Below are 20088 nucleotides of genomic sequence, written 5' to 3' on the forward strand. Positions count from 1 at the left end.
CTGCGCCTGCGGCGGAGACGCCTGCCGCGCCGGCCGAACCTGCCGCCGCCGAAGCGGGTGCCGCCCCTGCCACCGCGGCCAGCGGCGCGTGATGTAAATCCCGCGGCCGCCTGCGGCCGTGGCGACAACCGATTCTGAGAGGTGTTTTGCAATGGCGCACTCGGCAGTTGGGCACGACGATCACCACCACCACCCGGGTTTCTTCGAGCGTTGGTTCTTCTCGACCAACCACAAGGACATCGGCACCCTGTATCTGCTTTTCAGCTTCATCATGTTCATCATCGGCGCGGCGATGAGCGTGATCATCCGCGCCGAGCTGATGCAGCCGGGCCTGCAGTTCGTCAGGCCGGAAACCTTCAACCAGCTCACCACCGTGCACGCACTGGTGATGATCTTCGGCGGAGTGATGCCGGCCTTCGTCGGCCTGGCCAACTGGATGGTGCCGTTGCAGATCGGTGCGCCGGACATGGCCCTGCCACGCATGAACAACTGGTCGTTCTGGCTGCTGCCGGTGGCCTTCAGCCTGCTGCTGCTCACCTTCCTGCTGCCCGGAGGTGCGCCGGCCGGTGGCTGGACGTTGTATCCGCCGCTGTCGCTGCAGGGCGGCTACAACGTGGCCTTCACTGTGTTCGCCATCCACGTGGCCGGCATCAGTTCGATCATGGGCGCGATCAACATCATCGCCACCGTGCTCAACATGCGCGCGCCGGGCATCGACCTGCTGAAGATGCCGATCTTCTGCTGGGCCTGGCTGATCACCGCCTTCCTGCTGATCGCGGTGATGCCGGTGCTGGCCGGTGCGGTGACCATGCTGCTGACCGACAAGTTCTTCGGCACCAGCTTCTTCAACGCCGCCGGTGGCGGTGACCCGGTGATGTTCCAGCACATCTTCTGGTTCTTCGGCCACCCCGAGGTGTACATCATGATCCTGCCCGCCTTCGGCGTGGTCAGCGAGATCATTCCCACCTTCAGCCGCAAGCCGCTGTTCGGCTACCAGGCGATGGTGTACGCCACGGCTGCGATCGCCTTCCTGTCGTTCATCGTCTGGGCCCACCACATGTTCACCGTGGGCATGCCGCTGGGCGGCGAGATCTACTTCATGTTCGCCACCATGCTGATCTCGATCCCGACCGGCGTGAAGGTCTTCAACTGGGTCAGCACGATGTGGCGTGGCTCGCTGACGTTCGAGGCGCCGATGCTGTGGTCGGTGGCCTTCGTCATCCTGTTCACCATTGGCGGCTTCTCCGGTCTGATGCTGGCCATCGTCGCCGCCGACTTCCAGTACCACGATACCTACTTCGTCGTTGCCCACTTCCACTACGTGCTGGTGACCGGTGCGGTGTTCGCGCTGATTGCCGCGGTGTACTACTGGTGGCCGAAGTGGACCGGTCGCATGTACAGCGAGAAGTGGGCCAAGGTGCACTTCTGGTGGTCGATCGTGTTCGTCAACCTGCTGTTCTTCCCGCAGCACTTCCTCGGCCTGGCCGGGATGCCGCGCCGTATTCCCGATTACAGCGTGGCGTTCGCCGACTGGAACCTGATCAGCTCGATCGGCGCATTCGGCATGTTCGTCACGCCCTTCATGATGGCGGCGATCCTGCTGTCCTCGCTGCGCAATGGCGAGAAGGCGGCCGATCGGTCCTGGGAAGGGGCGCGTGGCCTGGAGTGGACGCTGCCGTCGCCGGCACCGGCCCATACCTTCACCACCCCGCCGATCCTGCGCCCGGGCGATCTGGCGCATGACGACATCACGCATTGAGGTGGGGCATGCATAACGAGAGCCCGCTCCAGACCTGTAGAGCCGAGCCCGGCTCGGCTGTCGAAGAGCAGCCGGGCAGGGCCCGGCCGTACGGCGGCGAGACTCAGGGCATCGAACAGCAGCGCCGGCGTGCCCGGCGCACGGCGGTCGTGGTGGGCGCCATCGCCGTACTGTTCTATGCCACCTTCATTCTCAGCGGGGTGATCGGACGATGAGCCCGACACCGGCCAGCACACCGTCGCCCAGCGCCGGCCTGCCGCGCCTGATCGGCGTTGCCGTGGCCGTGTTCCTGCTGACCTTCTCGCTGGTGCCGCTGTATCGCATCGCGTGCGAGAAGGTGTTCGGCGTGCGCCTGGAGCGCGGCCCGGGCAGCGAGGCCAGCGTGGGGGCTGCCACCGCAAAGCGCACCGTGCGGGTGGAGTTCGATGGCGGGGTCAATTCGCGGCTGCCATGGGCATTCCATCCCGAGCAGCTGACCATGGACGTGGTGCCCGGTGAGCTGAACGAGGCGCTGTATTACGCCCGCAATGACGGCCCACAGGCGATCGTCGGCAGTGCGGTGCCCTCTGTCGCGCCAGCACGTGCCTCCGGATTCTTCAGCAAGACCGAGTGCTTCTGCTTCACCGCGCAGACGCTGCAGGCCGGCGAGAAGCGCGACATGCCGGTGCGCTTCATCGTCGATCCGGATCTGCCGCCGGAAATCAAGACGATCACCCTGTCCTACACCTTCTACCGCAACGACGCGCTGTCCGATCGGCTGGCTCCGGCCGCCACTTCGGAAGGCGCGCACGCCGCTCCCTGACCCGGATAACGACATGGCCCAGACACCGACCGACGCCAACGTGTACTTCGTCCCGGCCCAGAGCAAATGGCCATTCGTGGGCTCCATCGCGATGATGGTGACCATGGTGGGCGTGGCCAGCTGGCTCAACGATGCCAGCTGGGGGCGCTGGACGTTCTACATCGGCATCGCGATGCTGGTGCTGACCCTGTTCTGGTGGTTCAGCGACGTGGTGCGCGAGTCGCAGGCCGGCAACTACAACCGCCAGGTCGATGGTTCGTTCCGGATGGGCATGGTCTGGTTCATCTTCTCCGAGGTGATGTTCTTCGGCGCATTCTTCGGCGCACTGTTCTACACCCGCCACCTGGGCCTGTCCTGGCTCAGCGGCGAGGGACGCGGGGTGATGACGAACGAGCTGCTGTGGCAGGGCTACTCCGCGGGGTGGCCTACCAACGGCCCGGCGGCGATCGGCGGGGCCTTCCAGACCATTCCGGCCTGGGGCCTGCCGTTGATCAATACGCTGATCCTGCTGACTTCCGGCGTGACGCTCACCATCGCCCACCATGCGCTGAAGGCCGGGCACCGTCGCCAGCTGCTGGTCTGGCTGGGCCTGACCGTGGCGCTGGGCCTGGGCTTCCTCGCCCTGCAGGCGGAGGAGTACATCCACGCCTACAAGGAGCTGAACCTGACGCTCGGCTCGGGCATCTACGGGTCGACGTTCTTCATGCTGACCGGTTTCCACGGTGCGCACGTGCTGCTGGGCACGATCATGCTGATCGTGATGTGGCTGCGCTCGGCAAAGGGGCACTTCACCCGCGACAACCATTTCGCGTTCGAGGCCGCTGCGTGGTACTGGCACTTCGTCGACGTGGTGTGGCTGATGCTGTTCCTGTTCGTCTACGTGCTGTAAGCGCCGGTGCCGGTGGCGTACTCAGCCACCGATGCCGTGCGGTTTGATCCAGCCCATGTAGATGCTCACGATCACCAGTACGATCAACGCCACCGACACCGCGATGCGGCGCGTCAGTGCGTTGACCGTGCGCTTGGTCTGGCCCCGGTCGACCAGCAGGTAGTACAGCCCGGCGCCCAGGTTCCAGACGATGACGATCAGAAACGCGATCACCAGCAGGGTCTTCAGCGAATCACTCATGCGCGGCTCGAGGGCAGGGTGGATGTGCCTATCTGACCGCGTTTGCGCGGACTTGTCATGATGCGCCAGCACACGCGGGTGATCGGCTGGCTGCTGGCGCTGGTGGCGATCACGGGATTCACCGCGCTGGGCCTGTGGCAGTTGCAGCGCATGCATGCAAAGCAGGCCATGCTGGATGCGCAGGGCCCCGCTGCGGCGCAGGCACTTCCGCTGGCGCAGGCACTGGCGGCGCCGGGCGCGCTGCATGGCGTGGCCGACCATGGCCGCTTCCTGCCGGGCGTGGTGCTGCTGGACAACCAGACCCGGCACGGCCGGGCCGGGGTGAAGATCTATCGCCCCTTCCGCAGCGACGGCGGCAGCGTGCTGCTGGTCGACCTCGGCTGGCGCGCGCTGCCCGCCGACCGCACGCTCCCCGACCTGCCGCCGCCGCCTTCGCCGGTGGCCGTGCGCGGGCTGCTGGCGCCGCCGCCGTCGGCAGGGTTGGCGCTGGGCCCGGCGTTCTCTGCAACCGGTGAGGCGCAGCGCTGGCTGGCCAGCCGGCTGCCTGCCGAGGGCCTGGCGACGGCGCTGGGGCTGCCTGCACTGCCGGAGCGCGTGCTGCGGCTTGATCCGGCGCTGCCCTTCGGTGATGAACGCGACCTCGATCTGCTGCCGAACACGCTGCCCCCGCAGCGCCACCTGGGTTACGCCGTGCAATGGTTCGGCCTGGCGCTGACCGTGCTGGTGGTTGCGCTGGTGCTGGAATGGCGCAGCAGGCGCGTTCCACGCTAGCGCCGGCCCGACACCGGACGCCCGGCATCCCCTGTCCAACCATGAGAAAATGTCCGCATGAACACTGCTACATCCCCGCAGGCGCGCGGTTCCGGTCGCCGGACCCTGGTGTTGTTGTTCGCCGTGTTCTTCGGGGCAATGGCGCTGGCGGCCGTGCTGCGCTTCTCCGGATGGCAGCCTACCGGCCACCGCAACAGTGGACAGCTGCTCAAACCCCCGGTGGACCTGCGCCAGCAGCCACCGACCCTGGCCGACGGCACGGCCTATCCCTGGAATCCGGAGGCGCGCACCTGGCGCCTGCTGGTGGCACCGGCTGGTGCCTGCGACGCGCAGTGCGTCACTTTGTCGCAGGGACTGGGCAAGGTGTGGCAGCTGTTCGGCCATAACGCCGATAATGTCGAGATCCTGTGGCTGGGTCCGCCACCGGCGTCGATCGCCTCGCTGCCCGCGCTGCGGCCGCTGGCACCGTCGCCAGCGCTGCGCGCGGCCCTGCCCGGCGTCGACGATCCGGCTGGCCTGCCGGTCTACGTGATCGATCCGAACGGCTTCGTGATCATGCGCCATGCCCCGGGCAGCGACCTCGGGGGCCTGCGCAAGGACATGGCCACGTTGCTGAAACTGAAGTGAGTCCTGTTTGATGAGCCTTTCCGCGCGTCCGGCGCTGCACCGCAATTTCCACCGCCTGGCGTGGTTCGCTATGATCATGACCGCGAGCACGATCATGTTCGGTGCCTTCGTCCGTCTGTCCGATGCGGGGCTGAGCTGCCCGGACTGGCCGACCTGCTATGGCCGCGCGACCTGGCCGCAGCACATCGAGGAGACGGTTGGCCACCCGGCCGCCGATATCCGTCCGCTGGAAACGCACAAGGCCTGGCGCGAGCAGGTTCACCGCTTCCTGGCCGGCGCGCTGGGCATCGAGATCCTGACCCTGGCTCTGCTGGCCACGCGCAGGCGCCGGTTCGGAACCACGGCGGTGGTCACCGCCTGCGTGCTGGTGGCTGCCGGCATACCGTTGTACATGATGGGCTGGCATGCAACGGCCAGTGCCTTGGCCCTGAGTGGTGAGGCGATACTGCTGATCGCCGCCTTGCGCTGGAACAACATCGATCTGGCGCGCGCGGCGGTACTGACCCTGGCGGTGGTGATCTTCCAGGCCCTGCTGGGCATGTGGACGGTGACGCTGCTGCTGAAGCCGATCGTGGTGATGGGCCACCTGCTGGGCGGCATGCTGATGTTCGGCCTGCTGGTGTGGCTGGCGTGGCGGGCCACGCATCTGCCGATCACGCTGGCCGAGGCGCCCAGGCTGAAGTGGCTGCTGCGTGCCGCCGTGGTCGTGCTGGTCACCCAGATCGCACTGGGCGGCTGGGTCAGTGCCAACTACGCGGCGCTGGCCTGCGGCGGCGGCAGCGCCTCGCTGGACAACTTCCCACGCTGTGCCAACCAGTGGTGGCCGCAGCACAACTTCGTCGAAGGCTTCACCCTGTGGCGTGGCATCGGCGTGGACTACGAAGGGGGCGTGCTCGATGGCGCCTCGCGCATCGCCATCCAGCTGGCGCATCGCCTGTTCGCCATCGTGGTGGCTGCCTACCTGCTGTGGCTGGGCGTGCGTCTGTTCCGCCTGCCGAGCATGCGGGGCTGGGCGACTGCGCTGATCGTGCTGCTGGTGCTGCAGGTCACCCTCGGCATCCTCAACGTGAAGCTGGCGCTGCCGCTGGAAGTGGCGGTGGCGCACAACGGCGTGGCCGTTGCCCTGTTGTTCGTGCTGGTCAGCCTGCTGGCCCGCCTGCGTGCCCCGGACTGATCCGATGTTCTCCAATTACCGCCAGTACTGGGACCTGACCAAGCCCAAGGTCGTCGCCCTGATCGTGTTCACCGCCCTGGTGGGCATGGTCCTGGCCATTCCAGGCGTGCCCAGCTGGGAACAGGTACGCGCGGGCCTGCTCGGCTTCCTCGGCATCTGGCTGGCGGCCTCGGCTGCGGCTGCGATCAACCAGCTGCTGGATGCGCACATCGATGCGCAGATGGCGCGCACCTCGTGGCGGCCGCTGGTGGTCGGCAAGGTCAAGCCGTGGCAGGTGCTGGTGTTCGCCGGCGCGCTGATCGTGCTGTCGATGACGATCCTGGTGCTGTGGGTGAACGTGATCACCGCCGTGCTGACCTTCGCTTCGCTGATCGGTTATGCGGTGATCTATACGGTCTACCTCAAGCGTGCGACCTCGCAGAACATCGTCATCGGTGGTCTGGCCGGCGCGATGCCACCGATGCTGGGCTGGGCCGCCGTCACCGGAATGCAGGGCTCTTCGGACTGGGCGTACTCGTCGCTGCTGGTGCTGATCATCTTCATCTGGACGCCGCCGCATTTCTGGGCGCTGGCGATCTTCCGCCGCGAGGACTACGCCAAGGCGAAGATCCCGATGCTGCCGGTGACCCACGGCGTGGTGCATACCCGCAGGCAGATCATGGTGTATTCGGTGGTGCTGGCCCTGGTCTGCCTGCTGCCCTATCTGGTGGGCATGAGCGGACCGTTCTACCTGGGCGGTGCGATCGTGCTCAACGCGGTGTTCCTCTGGTATGCGTGGCGCATGCTGGATCCGCCGGATGAGCTGTTCTCGATGAAGATGTTCCAGTACTCCATCGTCTATCTGATGGCGCTGTTCGCCTTCCTGCTGATCGACCACTGGATCCTGCCCTGGTTGTAACGGGCGCCTGCCGCCGGGCATGGCCCGGCGCTACCGTATCCCAGGGAAAGGCGGGCGCATCAGCCGGATGCATGACGGCCGTCGCAGGGAGGACAGGCTTGACCTGATCGAGGCGGCACGCGTGCTGCGCAGCCACGCCGTGCGTGGACGGTCTTCCACAGAACTCCGTGCGTTCAATGTCGGCTTCCGCTCGCCGGAGGCGGTACTTTGCCAACCCGCCGAGCCGCTAAGGTGTGGGGATCTGCCGCGCTGCTGACTCACCGCGGGCAGTGGATCACAGATACGGATGGATCCGGCAGGCGGGATGATCGAATGTGGATACGCAGGATTTGCGAGATGAATCGCAATCCTGTGGAGCAATCAATGAAATGCCATGTTTCTCTGCCCATCGTTCTATGTGCTGCGCTTGCATGCTTGGCCGGCAATGCAACAGCAGAAGTAAAAGCACTGAGTCGGGCCAACTGCATTGGATTCGTCAATGAATCCGTTACCTACGAACGGCCCCAGTTCCGCAACTTCCAGGGCTCTACCGCATCCAGGCATATCCCGCTTGGAAACATCGAGCCGAAGCATGTCCTTGCTGCTCCCAACAATGGACTGTACTCCTGGCGCTTCTACGCAGGCGATGGCACCGATCCGGAACGGATGGTTGTTCATGGTTACCACACATGGGTGCTGGGCGGACGTGTATTCACCCAGTCCACGAGCGCGGTCGATTGCCAACTTTCGGAGTGGTGAGCATCATGAAAAGCCTTTGCTGTCTTGCAATTTCACTGCTGATGTCGATGTCGGCCCAGGCATCGCAGACCGATGCAGCTCCTGATCCGGTGGGACGTTGGCTGCATCAACGTGCGATGCAAGCTGCAATGCAGGAGACCTCGACGACGAGAGAATCGTCTGTCGGCGCTGGCAGCTACCAGATCGTGCGACTGGCAGACCTGGATGCCCCCGAAGAGGTGAAGCATCAGCTTCGCACGGACATGGACCGGTCAGCGGGTGTGGTGCAGGTTGCAGAAGGGATCATCCCAACGCGGGCCGAACTGCTGGCCGCCTTGCCCCGCCGATATCGCTCGGCGTCGGAACTACGCCAGCGGCTGCCACAGCCACCCAGCAGCTTGGAAGCAAGCCTCCTGGGACCGGCGGAGCTGATCGGTATGGAGTCCAGTGGCGTGCTGGATGGAAGCAGGTCCTCGGGGCTGAGCCGTTTCTTCCAGCTGGAAGGCGTCGGCATCGTGGAGTTCAGCGAGAACAACTTCATCGCTGCGGGCACGCATATCGAGGTCATCGCCGAGGCGCAGAACACAACAGTGAAGGGCGCGCTCGCGCACTTGAAGAAGAGCGTTGACAGCGCTGGCCGTACCCGCGTCGAGCTTGTCTGGACGGGAGACAGCAAGACCTTCAGCCTGATCGCAACCGGGGAGCGCGGCACCGACGTGGAGCGTAACGCCCGATTGCTGCACGACATCGCTGCCGCCATCGTGGATTAGCGACGGCGCGAGGGGCGTCCACACGTGGCGTGGCATCAGCCGAGCATGGGCTCTGCTCTGCAGTAGTTCCACGCCATGTGTGGATGAATTTCCGGGTCAGGAGCTGCGCCGCGCATATCGCTGCGCGATCACACCGCAGACGATCAGCTGGATCTGGTGGTAGATCATCACCGGCAGCACGATGGCACCGAGGCTGCCCCCGGCGAACAGCACCTTGGCGATCGGCACGCCGGTGGCCAGGCTCTTCTTGGAGCCGCAGAACACGATGGCGATCTCGTCCTCGCGGTTGAAGTGCAGGCGACGGGCGATGAAGGTGATCAGCGGCATGGCGATACCGAGCAGGACGGCGGCTACCACGGCCACTGCCAGCAGCGACAGCACAGGGGTCTTGCTCCAGAGCCCTTCGGTGACGGCTTCGCCGAACGCCGAATACACGACCAGCAGGATGGTGGCCTGGTCGGTGTAGCGCAGCAGCGCGCGCTGCTTCTCGACCCAGCCGGCGATCCACGGGCGCAGCAGGTGGCCGGCCACGAACGGCACCAGCAGCTGCAGCATGATGCCGCCTATCGCATGCAGCGGGTCATGCACACCGCCGGAGGTACCGGCCAGCGCGGTCAACAGCAGCGGCGTGAGGAACACACCGAGGATGCTCGACAGCGATGCGCTGCAGACGGCCGCCGGCACATTGCCGCGCGCCATCGAGGTGAAGGCGATGGACGACTGCACGGTGGAGGGCAGGGTGCACAGGAACAGCACGCCCAGGTACAGCTCCGGGGTCAACAGCCAGCCCGACAGCGGCTTGAACATCAGGCCCAGCATCGGAAACAGCAGGAAGGTGCAGGCGAGAATGGTCAGATGCAGGCGCCAGTGCAGCATGCCGCCGATGATCGATTCGCGCGGCAGGCGCGCCCCGTGCAGGAAGAACAGCGCGGCGATGGCGACCGTGGTGACATCGTCCAGGACGATGGCGGCGGCGCCCTTCATCGGCAGCAGCGACGCCAGGCCGACCGTGCACAGCAGGGCCAGGGTGAAGTTGTCCGGTCGCAGGCGCGACCACCAGCGGGTCATGGGGGGCAGACTCCTTGGTGTGGAGGGTTCAGGGCGAGGTGACCGGTGTGGCCAGACGCTGGCGGGTGACCGCTTCCAGCGACTTCAGGCCGGCGCGCTGGCCCAGCTGAAGGGCCTGTTCCGGGCTGGCATGTTCGTAGCGTGCATTGACCAGGCCGAGCACGGCACCGGCGCGGTTGCCGGACGCGCAGTGCAGCAGCACCGGCCCCTGGCTCTGCTGCAGGGCCTGGTGCACGGCGCGCACATTGGCCGCATCCAGGCCCTCGGCGCCGGCCACCGGGACGCGCACATAGCGCAGGCCCAGCGATTCGGCCGCGCGCGTTTCATCGAAACCACGGTCCTCGTCGGGCTGGCGCAGGTCGATCACGGTGCGCACGCCTTGCGCAGCCAGTTCGCGCAGGTGTGCGGCACTGGGCTGGCCGCCGGCATACAGGCCGGGGCGGACTTCATTGAGCGGGGCATCTGCGGCCAAGGCCGCCAGCGGCAGGCAGAGGGACAGCAACAGCAGGCAGGTCAGGCGCAGCAGCATGGTCCTCTCCGTTAAAACGTTCCGCCGCTACCGGCCCAGGCTGGCGCGGGCCTTGAGCAGCTCGCGCAGTTCGTACTTGTCAGTATCGTCCAGTCCCTGCTGCCGCTGCTTTGCCAACAGCTCTTCCAGACGTTGCTGCAACAGTTGTTTCTCCAGCTGGGCCACGGCGTCGTGCAGTTCCTGGGTCCAGATCGCTTCGCTGCCGGGCAGCGTCTGGGCGGCCAGCGTGTGCAGCGAGGCCTGCTCCTCACGCCCGTCGAAATGTTCCAGCAGCGCGCCGGTGCTGATATCGGGACGCTGTTCGACCAGCGCCAGCAGCTCCAGCAGCAGCTCCACACCCGGCAGGCGCAGGCCCTGGAAGTGATGCTTGCCGCCCAGGGTCAGCGCCAGCGACGGCTGCTGCAGCAGCACGGCGATCGCACCCCGCACCAGGCTGCGCTTGGCCACCGGCTGGATCGACCGTGCCGGAGGGCGCTGCGGCATCGCCGTGCGGGTATGCTGCGTGGCCGCACCGAGCCCGGTCAGCTGCGCCAGCTGCTGCTTCATCAGGTCACCGAACGCGCCATCGGGAATCTGCGCCAGCATCGGTCTGGCCCGCTCGGCCAGGCGTGCCCGGCCGTCCAGCGTGCCCATGTTGATCTCGCGGGTCAGCTCGTCGAAGAAGAACTGCGATAGCGGCGTGGCCTGCTTCAGGCGTTCGTTGAAGGCCTCAGCGCCTTCCTTGCGCACGATGGTGTCCGGGTCCTCGCCGTCGGGCAGGAACAGGAAGAAGGCCTGGCGGCCGTCCTTCATGCGCGGCAGCACCGACTCCAGTGCCTTCCAGCCGGCGCGGCGGCCGGCGGCATCGCCATCGAAGCAGAAGAACACGTCCGGTGCGTTTCGGAACAGCAGCTCGGCATGGTCGGGCGTGGTCGCGGTGCCCAGCGTCGCCACCGCCTGGGTGACGCCGAACTGGAACAGCGAGACCACGTCCATGTAACCCTCGACCACGATCAGCCGCTCGATCTTCTGGTTCGCCTGGCGCACCTGCCACAGGCCGTACAGTTCGCGGCCCTTGTGGAACAGCGCGGTTTCGGGCGAATTGAGGTACTTGGGACCGTCGTCCTTCTCGAACACCCGGCCACCGAAGGCGATCACCCGTCCACGGCGGTCGAAGATCGGGAACATCACCCGGTCGCGGAACTTGTCGTAGACGTGCCCCCGGTCGTTCTTGGAGAACAGGCCGGCACGGTCGAGCAGCTTCATCCGCCGCTCGTCCTTGCCCAGCGCATCGCGCAGGCCGCTGTAGCCGTCGGGCGCATAGCCGATCTGGAAGCGGGCGCGGTTCTGTTCGTCCACGCCACGGCCGTCAAGGTAGGCGCGGGCCTTGTCGCTGCCCTCCAGGTTCTTCTGGAAGAAGCGCGCCGCTGCATCCAGTGCCGAATAGAGTTCGCGGCTGTCGTCCTGCTGCTGGGCGCTGCGCGGGTTCTCGCTGCGTGGCACGTCCATGCCGGCGCGCTTGGCCAGCTCATCCACCGCGTCGAGGAACTCGAGGCGGTCGTAGTTCATCAGGAAGCTGATTGCGGTGCCGTGCGCACCGCAGCCGAAGCAGTGATAGAACTGCTTGGTCGGCGAGACGGTGAACGAGGCCGAGCGCTCGTCATGGAACGGGCAGCGTGCCGCGTACTCCTTGCCCTGTCGCTTCAACGGCACACGGCTGCCCACCACCTCGACGATGTCGGTGCGGGCCAGCAGGTCGTCGATGAAAGCGTCGGGGATACGGGCCATGGGCAGCAGGGCAGGGCGCGGCCGCCGGGGCGCGCAGCAGGGGCGGCAGGTCCCCCTAGTTTACTCGCTGGCGATGGTCGGGCCGGCCTGTTGTTCGCTGCTGCCGCCGGCGCTGGCGGCAGCCCGCTGTGCCCGGGCACTCAGGCGCTCGTCGATCACCGCGGTCATCAGGGCGCCGACGAAGAACACCGCGGTAGCGTAGTAGATCCAGACCAGCGCGATCACCAGGGCGCCCATCGAACCGTAAGCGCTGCCGGGTGCCACGGTGGCGATGTAGACGCCGATGCCGTAGCGCCCCAGGGCGAACAGGAGCGAGGTGATGGCCCCGCCGATGAAGGCCTGGCGCCAGGCCACGCGACGGTCGGGCAGATAGTGGTAGAGGAAGGCGAAGGCCAGCGTGTACAGCAGCAGCGTGGTCACGTAACCGATGGCCGGCAACACCGATGGCAGCTGCGCGAATACCACCTGCAGGGCGGTGGTGGCGGTCATCGACAGGATCAGCAGGAAGCCCAGCGCCAGCACCACGCCGAAGGAGAACACGCGCTTGCGCAGCCAGGCCTGGACGCCTTCCAGGCGCTGGCCGCTGGTATGGAAGATGCGGTTGAGTGCGTTCTGCAGCTGTGCGAACACGGCGGTGGCGCCGACGAACAGCAGCAGGGTGCTCCACAACCCGGCCAGCGAGCCCATGCTCGGTTGGCTGTTGGCGTTGTGCAGCACGGTATCGGCCACGCTGGCCACGCTGCTGCCGGCCACCGAGCCGATCTGGCTGATCAGCGCCTGCTGCGCGGGCGGGTACAGCGAGGCGGTCAACCACAGCAGCAGCACCAGCAACGGCGCCATCGACAGCAGGGAATAGAACGAAACCGATGCGGCCTGGGTCAGGACGTCGATTTCGACGAAGCGCTTGGCCACGGCCATCGGGAAGCTGTCCTGCAGCTTCTCCAGGCGCGATCGGACGATGGGCAGGAAGGTGCGGGGATGCGGCATCTACGGCGTCGGCTGGAGCGGTACAGGCTTCCTTTTCTAGCAGATGCCGGCGTTGCGGCAGGTGAAGTGGAAGCGCGGTCGCAGAATGCAGCGAAGTCCGCGTTATCCTTCTGCCCGGACCGAGGGCGCGCTGGGGCTGCCGCCGCGGTATCCGGGCCCACCGCCGGTGTGCGGGGCCACGACAATCCAACTTCTCTGCAAAAGGACGCGTTATGAAAGGGATGGTCTGCACCACGATGGTGTTGCTGCTGGCGGCGAGCGGTTCGGCCGCTGCGGCGTCCACGGCCTGCGAAAAGGCCTTCAAGACGGTAGGGGATCCGCGCAATGGCGCGATGTACATGGCCGACCTGACGGTGCCCGGTCTGAAGGTGCAGAGTGCACTGGACCAGCTTCGCAAGATCGGTGCCGATGACCAGTTCGAGGTGGGCGGCCAGCTGGTGGAAGGCGATACCGGCAACCAGTACCTGATCCAGACCAAGGGCCTGCGCACGCCGCTGGTGCTGATCGGCACCGCCGACCGCAGCGGCCGGGTGACCCTGGCCACCAAGCTGGCCCGCGGCCAGACCATCGCCCAGGAGGATGCCCGCAAGTCGATGTGCGACATGCTCGACAAGCTCAAGGGGGGCAGCCAGGGGGACGCGCTGGCCGCCGCTGCGCGCGCGCAGTATCCGACTTCCGTGGCGGAGGACGTGACCGCGCCGGACCTGTCCAAGAAGATGGGCAAGGAGGTGCGCGATACGATGGCGGCCTACAACGCTGCGGGCAGCTTCAAGGACCTGCTGCTGGGCACCACCACCAACAAGGAAGACCTGGGCGACCGTTCGGCCACCTTCCTGCCGGTGTATGCCAAGTACATCGGTCGCCGCTACCGGATCGACGGCCAGATCTACACGGTCAATTCGAACAGCTACTCCAGCCGTCCGGGTGAGGTCGGATCGATCAACTACCTGGTGACGCCGACCCGTGGCCTGTTGCGGATCCGCCAGAATGACACCTTCAACAACAACAACTACACCATCCGTTGCGAATTCGCTCCGGACCAGGCGGCCAACTTCGCCATGCTGCGCGAGCGCGACTGGGCCAAGCTGGAAGGCGAGGTCAGCGCGGTGGAAGGCAGTTCCATGACCCTGCGCAACTGCCGCCAGGTGTAAGCGCTGGCCTGGCCGCTGCAGCAATGACAAGGCCCGCGTGAAGCGGGCCTTGTCGTGTCCGGCAGGGGCGGTGGCGGATCAGCCAGCCAGGGCCTGCTTGACCAGCCTGGACACCACGCCCATGTCGGCCTGACCGGCGAGCCTGGGCTTCAGCGCCCCCATCAGCTTGCCCATGTCGGCCGGGCCGGTGGCACCGGTTTCGGCGATGGCGGCCTGGATGGCGGCGGCGATCTCGGCCTCACCCATCTTGGCGGGCAGGTAGGCCTCGATGACCACGATCTCGGCACGCTCGATCGCGGCCAGGTCTTCACGGTTGGCCGCTTCGTACTGGCTGACCGAGTCCTTGCGCTGCTTGACCATCTTGTCCAGCACGGCGATCACGGCGGTGTCGTCGAGCTCGATACGCTCGTCCACTTCCTTCTGCTTGATCGCGGCGTTGATCAGGCGGATCACGCCCAGCTTGTCCTTCTCGCCCGCCTTCATGGCGGCCTTCATGTCATCGGTGAGCTGCTGCTTCATGCTCATGGGAGACCTCGTGGTGGTAGTGGGGCAGGGCGGTTGCCCGGGCCCGGAAACGCAAAAAGCCGGCGACGCTCGCGCGTGCCGGCTTCGGCTTCACCGCGGAAGGACGAGCCCGCCGCAATGAAGATGCGTCCGATCAGTACAGGCGCTGACGCTTGGTGACGTCGCGCGACGAGCGGCGCAGCTGACGCTTCACAGCAGCGGCGGCCTTGCGCTTGCGCTCCTGGGTCGGCTTTTCGTAGAACTCGCGCTTGCGGGTTTCGGCCAGCACACCGGCCTTTTCGCAAGTGCGCTTGAAGCGGCGAAGAGCAAACTCGAAGGGCTCGTTCTCGCGGACTTTGACGCTGGGCATGGAATCTCCGGGACACAGTAGAACCGGGTCACGCCCGGCGAGCCGCACATTATAGCGGCGAATCAACAAACTGCAAGCACGCAAGCCTGAATGCGGGCCAGCAATACGGATGCAGTGGGATCTGCACGTCACCCCGAGGGGGCGGCAGGGGCGTCATAATAGCAGGCATGCGAGTCCTTGGCATCGAATCTTCCTGTGATGAGACCGGCGTGGCGGTGTACGACACCGACCTGACCGGCAGCGCGGCCCTGCGCGCCCATGCGGTCTACAGCCAGATCGCCCTGCACGCCGAGTACGGCGGTGTGGTGCCCGAGCTGGCCAGCCGTGACCACGTGCGCAAGCTGCTGCCGCTGGTCCGGCAGACCCTGGCCGAGGCGGGCCTGGGCGTGGACGACATCGATGGCGTGGCTTATACCGCTGGCCCCGGGCTGGTCGGTGCGCTGCTGGTCGGTGCCGGGGTGGCCCGTGCCCTGGCCTGGGCACTGGAGGTGCCGGCCGTGGGCGTGCACCACATGGAAGGGCACCTGCTGGCGCCCTTGATGGAGGACGATCCGCCGCAGGCCCCGTTCGTGGCCCTGCTGGTGTCCGGTGGCCACACCCAGCTGGTGGCGGTCGATGCCATCGGCCGCTACCGCCTGCTGGGCGAGACCCTGGACGATGCGGCCGGCGAAGCCTTCGACAAGACGGCCAAACTGATGGGGCTGCCCTATCCCGGCGGCCCGCAGCTGGCCAAGCTGGCCGAACAGGGCACCCCGGGGGCCTACCGTTTCGCGCGGCCGATGATCGATCGCCCGGGTCTGGATTTCAGCTTCTCCGGCCTGAAGACCCAGGTGCTGATGGCCTGGCGTGACAGCGACCAGAGCGACCAGACCCGCGCCGACATCGCGCGCGGTTTCGAGGATGCGGTGGTGGAGACCCTGTCGATCAAGTGCGAACGCGCGCTGGAAGCAGCCGGCACCAATGTGATCGTGGTGGCCGGCGGTGTCGGTGCCAATACGCGGCTGCGTGCACGCCTGCAGCAGATGGCCGAACGCCTCGGGGGGCGTGCCTGCTTCCCGCGGCCGGCGTTGTGCACCGACAACGGCGCGATGATCGCTTTCGCCGGCGCCCTGCGCCTGCAGGCCGGGCAGCACAACCCGCCGAAGGTTGACGTGACCCCGCGCTGGGACATGGCGACGCTGCCCGCGGTGTGACCCGCGGCGCACCCATCCACACAGGCTGCGACCGTAGCGGAGGACGTGCCGGGATCCGGTCGTTTCAGGCAGCGGTGGTTCCGTCCCGTTACCATGACCGTCTGTTTTCCGGCTGGTAACCGCAATGGACAAGGTTTTCATCGAGGGGCTGACGATCGACGCCCTGATCGGCATCTACGATTGGGAACGGCGGATCCGGCAGGACCTGGTGTTCGACCTGGAGATGGGTTTCGACAACCGGCGCCCGGCGGCGACCGACGATATCGCCCATACCCTCAACTACAAGGCGGTCAGCAAGCGGCTGGAGCAGTTCGTGCGCGAATCGGAGTTCGGCCTGGTCGAGACCCTGGCCGAACGTTGCGCGCAGATCGTGCTCGACGAGTTCGATGTGCGCTGGCTGCGGCTGAAGCTGAGCAAGCCGGGAGCGGTGCGCGGCGCGCGCGCGGTCGGCGTGATCATCGAGCGCGAACGCGGCTGAAACAGCAGCGTCGGCCGGTGGCCGGCAACTTCTTCAAGCGAAATGACTGAAACAGGAGACGACTGATGGTGGATGCGGTGGTGGCGGTACAGTGGATGGAGCGGCTGCAGAACACACTGGAACCCTATCCCGGCGCCTACCTGGCGTTGATGATTTCGGCCCTGCTGCTCGCGGCGGGCCTGGCCAACTGGGTGACCAAGCGCATCCTGGTGCGCGGCCTGCGCCGTCTGCTGCAGCGCCTGCCCGGTGCCGAATCCGGGCGTGGCAGCCATCTGATGCGGGTCATCTCGCGGTTGTCCAACGTGGTGCCCAGCCAGGTGATCGCCTCTGGCATCACCCTCATTCCCGATCTGCCGCCCGGGCTGGTCAGCGTCATCGTCAAGCTGTGCATCGTGTGGGCGGTGCTGACCGTCTCGCTGGCCTTCTCGCATGCGCTGGATGCGGCCAACAGCCTGTACGAGCGCAAGCCGGATGCGCGCAACAAGCCGATCAAGGGCTACCTGCAGGTGGTCAAGATCGTGATCTTCGTGGCGGCCGGCCTGGCGATCATCTCCACCCTGCTGGGCGTGGCGCTGGGCCCGCTGGTGACCGGCCTGGGTGCGGCCACGGCCGTGCTGATGCTGATCTTCCAGGACACCATCCTCTCGCTGGTGGCCAGCGTGCAGATCAGTGGCGATGGCCGCGTGCGCATCGGCGACTGGATCGAGATGCCGAGCCAGAACGCCGATGGTGACGTCATCGACATCGCCCTGCACACCATCACCGTGCAGAACTTCGACAAGACCATCACCACCATCCCGACCAAGAAGCTGGTGACCGAGTCGTTCAAGAACTGGCGCGGCATGCAGGAGGCCGGTGGCCGCCGCATCAAGCGCGCGCTGTACCTGGACCAGCACAGCGTCGGCTTCCTGGACGAGGGCGACCTGGCCTTCCTCGGTGAGTTCGCCCTGCTGCGCGACTACCTGCGCGACAAGGAGCAGGAGCTGGGGCAGTGGAACGGGCGCCTGCGCGAACAGGGCGTGGCGGACGTGAACAGCCGCCGGGTGACCAATCTGGGCACGTTCCGGGCCTATGTGGAGCGCTACCTGCGCAGCCACCCGGGTATCCACACCGACATGACCCTGCTGGTGCGACAGCTGCAACCGACCACCGAGGGCCTGCCGCTGGAGCTGTACTGCTTCACCCGCACTACCGCCTGGGCGGAGTACGAGGCCGTGCAGTCGGACATTTTCGACCATCTGCTGGCGATCCTGCCGGCCTTCGGCCTGAGGGTGTTCCAGGCGTCCAGCGACGCCATGTTGATGGCCGGGCAGCGCCAGTCGGCCCGCTCGGAGTAAGCTGCCGTGCCGCCCGCGGGACCGTACGGACCCCGCTGGTGGATGAAACTGAATGCCGAAACCTCTCGCCAAATGGCCCGGGATCGCTAGAATGCCGGGCTTGTAAACGTTTTCATCAAGGACTGCCGGTGGCCTCCGAACGCATCGAATCCCTCATTGCCCAGATGACCGTCGAGGAAAAGGTCGGCCAGCTGGGTGTTTTCGCGGACATGGTCCGCCCGTTCGCCCCGGACGTGAACCCGGAAGCCAACGTGCGCAATGCCGACCAGGTGCTGCAGCAGGTGCGCGAGGGCAAGGTCGGCTCGCTGTTCAACGGGGTGGGCGCCGAACTGGGCCGCCGCATCCAGCAGGTCGCGACCGAGGAGAGCCGGCTGGGCATCCCGGTCATCCTCGCTGCCGACGTCATCCACGGCATGCGCACCGTGTTCCCGATCCCGCTGGGCGAGGCCGCCAGCTTCGAGCCGGACCTGGCCGAGCGCACCGCCCGCGCCACTGCGGTCGAGGCCACCGCCGCCGGCCTGCACTGGACCTATGCGCCTGCCGTGGACATCGCCCGCGACCAGCGCTGGGGCCGTGGCGCCGAAGGCGCAGGCGAGGACGTGGTGCTGGGCTGTGCCTTCGCCGCCGCCCGTGTGCGCGGCTTCCAGGGCAGCGACCTGCGTGCCGCCGATTCGCTGCTGGCCACGCCCAAGCATTTCGCCGCCTATGGCGCGGTGATGGCCGGCATGGAATACAACATGGTGGACATCTCGCCGCAGACCCTGCGCGACGTGCACCTGCCGCCGTTCAAGGCGGCCTTCGATGCCGGTGCGATCACGGTGATGTCCTCGTTCAACGACATCAACGGCGTGCCGGCCAGCGCCAATGCAGAACTGCTCACCGACATCCTGCGTGGCGAGTGGAAGTTCCCGGGTGTGGTGATCTCCGATTACACCGCCGACATGGAACTGGTGGCGCACGGCTACGCCGCCGATGACCGCGACGCCACCGCCAAGGCCTTCACCGCAGGCCTGGACCTGAGCATGCAGAGCGGCTTCTATGCCGAGCACCTGCCAGGCCTGGTGGAAAGCGGCGAGGTGCCGATGGCGGTGCTGGATGAGGGCGTGCGCCGCATCCTGTGGCTGAAGGAAACCATCGGCCTGTTCGACGACCCCTACCGGTCGCTGGACCCGGCGCGCGAAGCGGACGACTCGCACATCGCCGCACATGATGAGCTCTCGCGCGATGCCGCGCGCCGTTCGATCGTGCTGCTGAACAACCGTGACAACGTGCTGCCGCTGCAGAAGACCGGGCAGAAGATCGCGCTGATCGGCCCGTTCGTGCAGGACCGCGAAAACATCGAAGGCTGCTGGACCCTGTTCGGCGACAAGCAGCGTTATGTGGACCTGGAAACCGGTGTGCGTGCCGCCATCGGTGACGCGTCGCTGCTGGAGATCGTGCCCGGTTGCGATCTGGAAACCGCGATCCCCGGGGGCACCGAAGCCGCCGTGGCGGCTGCGCTGCGTGCCGACGTGGTGGTGTTGGCACTGGGCGAGCCGCAGCGCTACAGCGGCGAAGCGCAGTCGCGCGTGGAGATCACCTTGCCGCCGGCGCAGCAGGCACTGGCCGAGGCGGTGGCAATGACCGGCAAGCCGCTGGTGGTGCTGCTGCGCAATGGCCGCGCGCTGGCCCTGCAAGGTGCGGTGCGCAATGCGCAGGCCGTGGCGGTCACCTGGTACCTGGGCACGCAGACCGGTCATGCGGTGGCCGATGTGCTGTTCGGCGACTACAGCCCGTCCGGCCGCCTGCCGGTCAGCTTCCCGCAGGTGTCCGGCCAGCAACCGTATTTCTACAACCATCCGCGTACCGGCCGCCCCGAACTGCCGACGATGTCGGAGTTCAAGGCACGCTGGCGCGAGATTCCCAACGAGCCGCTGTATCCGTTCGGTCATGGCATCGGCTACACCACCTTCGCCTATGGCGTGCCGCAGCTCAGCACGGCACAGCTGGGCTGGGACGACACCCTGACCATCACCACCACGCTGACCAACACCGGTACCGTGGCCGGCGAGGAAGTG

At 66.6% G+C, this 20088-nt stretch carries 22 protein-coding genes; 15 read left to right on the top strand and 7 right to left on the bottom strand.

Features of this window, described 5'->3' with window-relative positions:
- Positions 1-151: 151 nt before the first annotated feature.
- From ctaD to QMZ25_RS13215, 4 genes are read left to right on the top strand one after another with little or no spacing between them, the layout of a single operon-like run.
- The gene (gene ctaD / locus QMZ25_RS13200; RefSeq protein ID WP_053519494.1) at positions 152-1759 is read left to right on the top strand and encodes a cytochrome c oxidase subunit I; all 1608 of its coding nucleotides are present in this window, start codon (positions 152-154) and stop codon (positions 1757-1759) included.
- Between the two features lie 8 nt (positions 1760-1767).
- Positions 1768-1974, top strand: a complete 207-nt coding sequence (locus QMZ25_RS13205) for a hypothetical protein (protein WP_283219752.1) — start codon at positions 1768-1770, stop codon at positions 1972-1974.
- Positions 1971-2561 (top strand): cytochrome c oxidase assembly protein, encoded by a 591-nt coding sequence (locus QMZ25_RS13210; protein ID WP_053519492.1) that lies wholly within the window; start codon positions 1971-1973, stop codon positions 2559-2561. Before QMZ25_RS13205 ends, QMZ25_RS13210 begins: the two co-directional genes overlap by 4 nt.
- Positions 2562-2574: 13 nt before the next feature.
- Complete coding sequence (locus tag QMZ25_RS13215; protein WP_053519491.1) at positions 2575-3450, top strand: cytochrome c oxidase subunit 3; 876 nt, start codon at positions 2575-2577, stop codon at positions 3448-3450.
- Positions 3451-3471: 21 nt separating this feature from the next.
- Here the strand turns inward: QMZ25_RS13215 and QMZ25_RS13220 are convergent, their stop codons facing one another.
- Positions 3472-3690, bottom strand: a complete 219-nt coding sequence (locus QMZ25_RS13220) for a twin transmembrane helix small protein (RefSeq protein ID WP_008264755.1) — start codon at positions 3688-3690, stop codon at positions 3472-3474.
- 57 nt (positions 3691-3747) lie between these two features.
- Between QMZ25_RS13220 and QMZ25_RS13225 the strand changes: the two genes are divergently transcribed.
- From QMZ25_RS13225 to QMZ25_RS13250, 6 genes are all read left to right on the top strand, one after another.
- On the top strand, positions 3748-4461 hold the full coding sequence (locus QMZ25_RS13225; RefSeq protein WP_263176938.1) for an SURF1 family protein: 714 nt from the start codon (positions 3748-3750) through the stop codon (positions 4459-4461).
- Positions 4462-4518: 57 nt separating this feature from the next.
- A complete protein-coding gene (locus tag QMZ25_RS13230) occupies positions 4519-5088 on the top strand; it encodes a hypothetical protein (RefSeq protein ID WP_053519489.1) in 570 nt (189 codons plus the stop codon).
- 10 nt (positions 5089-5098) lie between these two features.
- Positions 5099-6262, top strand: coding sequence for a COX15/CtaA family protein (locus tag QMZ25_RS13235; protein WP_053519488.1), 1164 nt, complete (start codon positions 5099-5101; stop codon positions 6260-6262).
- A gap of 4 nt (positions 6263-6266) precedes the next feature.
- The gene (gene cyoE, locus QMZ25_RS13240; RefSeq protein ID WP_053519487.1) at positions 6267-7160 is read left to right on the top strand and encodes a heme o synthase; all 894 of its coding nucleotides are present in this window, start codon (positions 6267-6269) and stop codon (positions 7158-7160) included.
- Between the two features lie 336 nt (positions 7161-7496).
- Entirely contained in the window at positions 7497-7898 is a 402-nt protein-coding gene (locus QMZ25_RS13245; protein WP_128988090.1) for a hypothetical protein, read from the top strand.
- 5 nt (positions 7899-7903) lie between these two features.
- Positions 7904-8647, top strand: coding sequence for a hypothetical protein (locus tag QMZ25_RS13250; RefSeq protein WP_283219753.1), 744 nt, complete (start codon positions 7904-7906; stop codon positions 8645-8647).
- A 96-nt stretch (positions 8648-8743) separates the two neighbouring features.
- On the opposite strand, the gene QMZ25_RS13255 is transcribed toward QMZ25_RS13250, so the two are convergent.
- Genes QMZ25_RS13255 through QMZ25_RS13270 form a run of 4 tightly spaced genes read right to left on the bottom strand, consistent with a single transcriptional unit; the run spans position 8744 to position 12998 of the window.
- The gene (locus QMZ25_RS13255) at positions 8744-9715 is read right to left on the bottom strand and encodes a bile acid:sodium symporter family protein (RefSeq protein ID WP_065175442.1); all 972 of its coding nucleotides are present in this window, start codon (positions 9713-9715) and stop codon (positions 8744-8746) included.
- A gap of 28 nt (positions 9716-9743) precedes the next feature.
- Positions 9744-10244 carry a protein tyrosine phosphatase family protein gene (locus QMZ25_RS13260; RefSeq protein ID WP_283219754.1) on the bottom strand — a complete coding sequence of 167 codons (501 nt, stop codon included), beginning with the start codon at positions 10242-10244 and terminating at the stop codon, positions 9744-9746.
- Between the two features lie 27 nt (positions 10245-10271).
- On the bottom strand, positions 10272-12011 hold the full coding sequence (gene dnaG / locus QMZ25_RS13265; protein ID WP_283219755.1) for a DNA primase: 1740 nt from the start codon (positions 12009-12011) through the stop codon (positions 10272-10274).
- 60 nt (positions 12012-12071) lie between these two features.
- A complete protein-coding gene (locus tag QMZ25_RS13270) occupies positions 12072-12998 on the bottom strand; it encodes a YihY/virulence factor BrkB family protein (protein WP_053519482.1) in 927 nt (308 codons plus the stop codon).
- Positions 12999-13210: 212 nt separating this feature from the next.
- On the opposite strand from QMZ25_RS13270, the gene QMZ25_RS13275 reads away from it, so the two are divergent.
- A complete protein-coding gene (locus tag QMZ25_RS13275; protein WP_227255453.1) occupies positions 13211-14149 on the top strand; it encodes a hypothetical protein in 939 nt (312 codons plus the stop codon).
- Positions 14150-14227: 78 nt separating this feature from the next.
- On the opposite strand, the gene QMZ25_RS13280 is transcribed toward QMZ25_RS13275, so the two are convergent.
- Together QMZ25_RS13280 and rpsU are read right to left on the bottom strand one after the other, a co-directional pair.
- A complete protein-coding gene (locus tag QMZ25_RS13280; protein ID WP_053519481.1) occupies positions 14228-14674 on the bottom strand; it encodes a GatB/YqeY domain-containing protein in 447 nt (148 codons plus the stop codon).
- A gap of 133 nt (positions 14675-14807) precedes the next feature.
- Positions 14808-15023, bottom strand: coding sequence for a 30S ribosomal protein S21 (rpsU, locus tag QMZ25_RS13285; protein ID WP_002808376.1), 216 nt, complete (start codon positions 15021-15023; stop codon positions 14808-14810).
- Positions 15024-15190: 167 nt separating this feature from the next.
- Between rpsU and tsaD the strand changes: the two genes are divergently transcribed.
- The 4 genes from tsaD to QMZ25_RS13305 form a co-directional block, all read left to right on the top strand.
- The gene (gene tsaD / locus QMZ25_RS13290; RefSeq protein WP_283219756.1) at positions 15191-16216 is read left to right on the top strand and encodes a tRNA (adenosine(37)-N6)-threonylcarbamoyltransferase complex transferase subunit TsaD; all 1026 of its coding nucleotides are present in this window, start codon (positions 15191-15193) and stop codon (positions 16214-16216) included.
- A gap of 124 nt (positions 16217-16340) precedes the next feature.
- Entirely contained in the window at positions 16341-16694 is a 354-nt protein-coding gene (gene folB / locus QMZ25_RS13295) for a dihydroneopterin aldolase (protein ID WP_053519479.1), read from the top strand.
- 65 nt (positions 16695-16759) lie between these two features.
- Positions 16760-18031 carry a mechanosensitive ion channel domain-containing protein gene (locus QMZ25_RS13300; RefSeq protein ID WP_065175436.1) on the top strand — a complete coding sequence of 424 codons (1272 nt, stop codon included), beginning with the start codon at positions 16760-16762 and terminating at the stop codon, positions 18029-18031.
- Positions 18032-18159: 128 nt separating this feature from the next.
- A partial coding sequence (locus tag QMZ25_RS13305) for a glycoside hydrolase family 3 N-terminal domain-containing protein (protein ID WP_283219757.1) occupies positions 18160-20088 on the top strand: 1929 nt, incomplete at its 3' end.

Source organism: Stenotrophomonas sp. RS-48 (assembly GCF_030053245.1).
In the GTDB taxonomy this organism is placed as follows: Bacteria; Pseudomonadota; Gammaproteobacteria; order Xanthomonadales; family Xanthomonadaceae; genus Stenotrophomonas; species Stenotrophomonas maltophilia_P.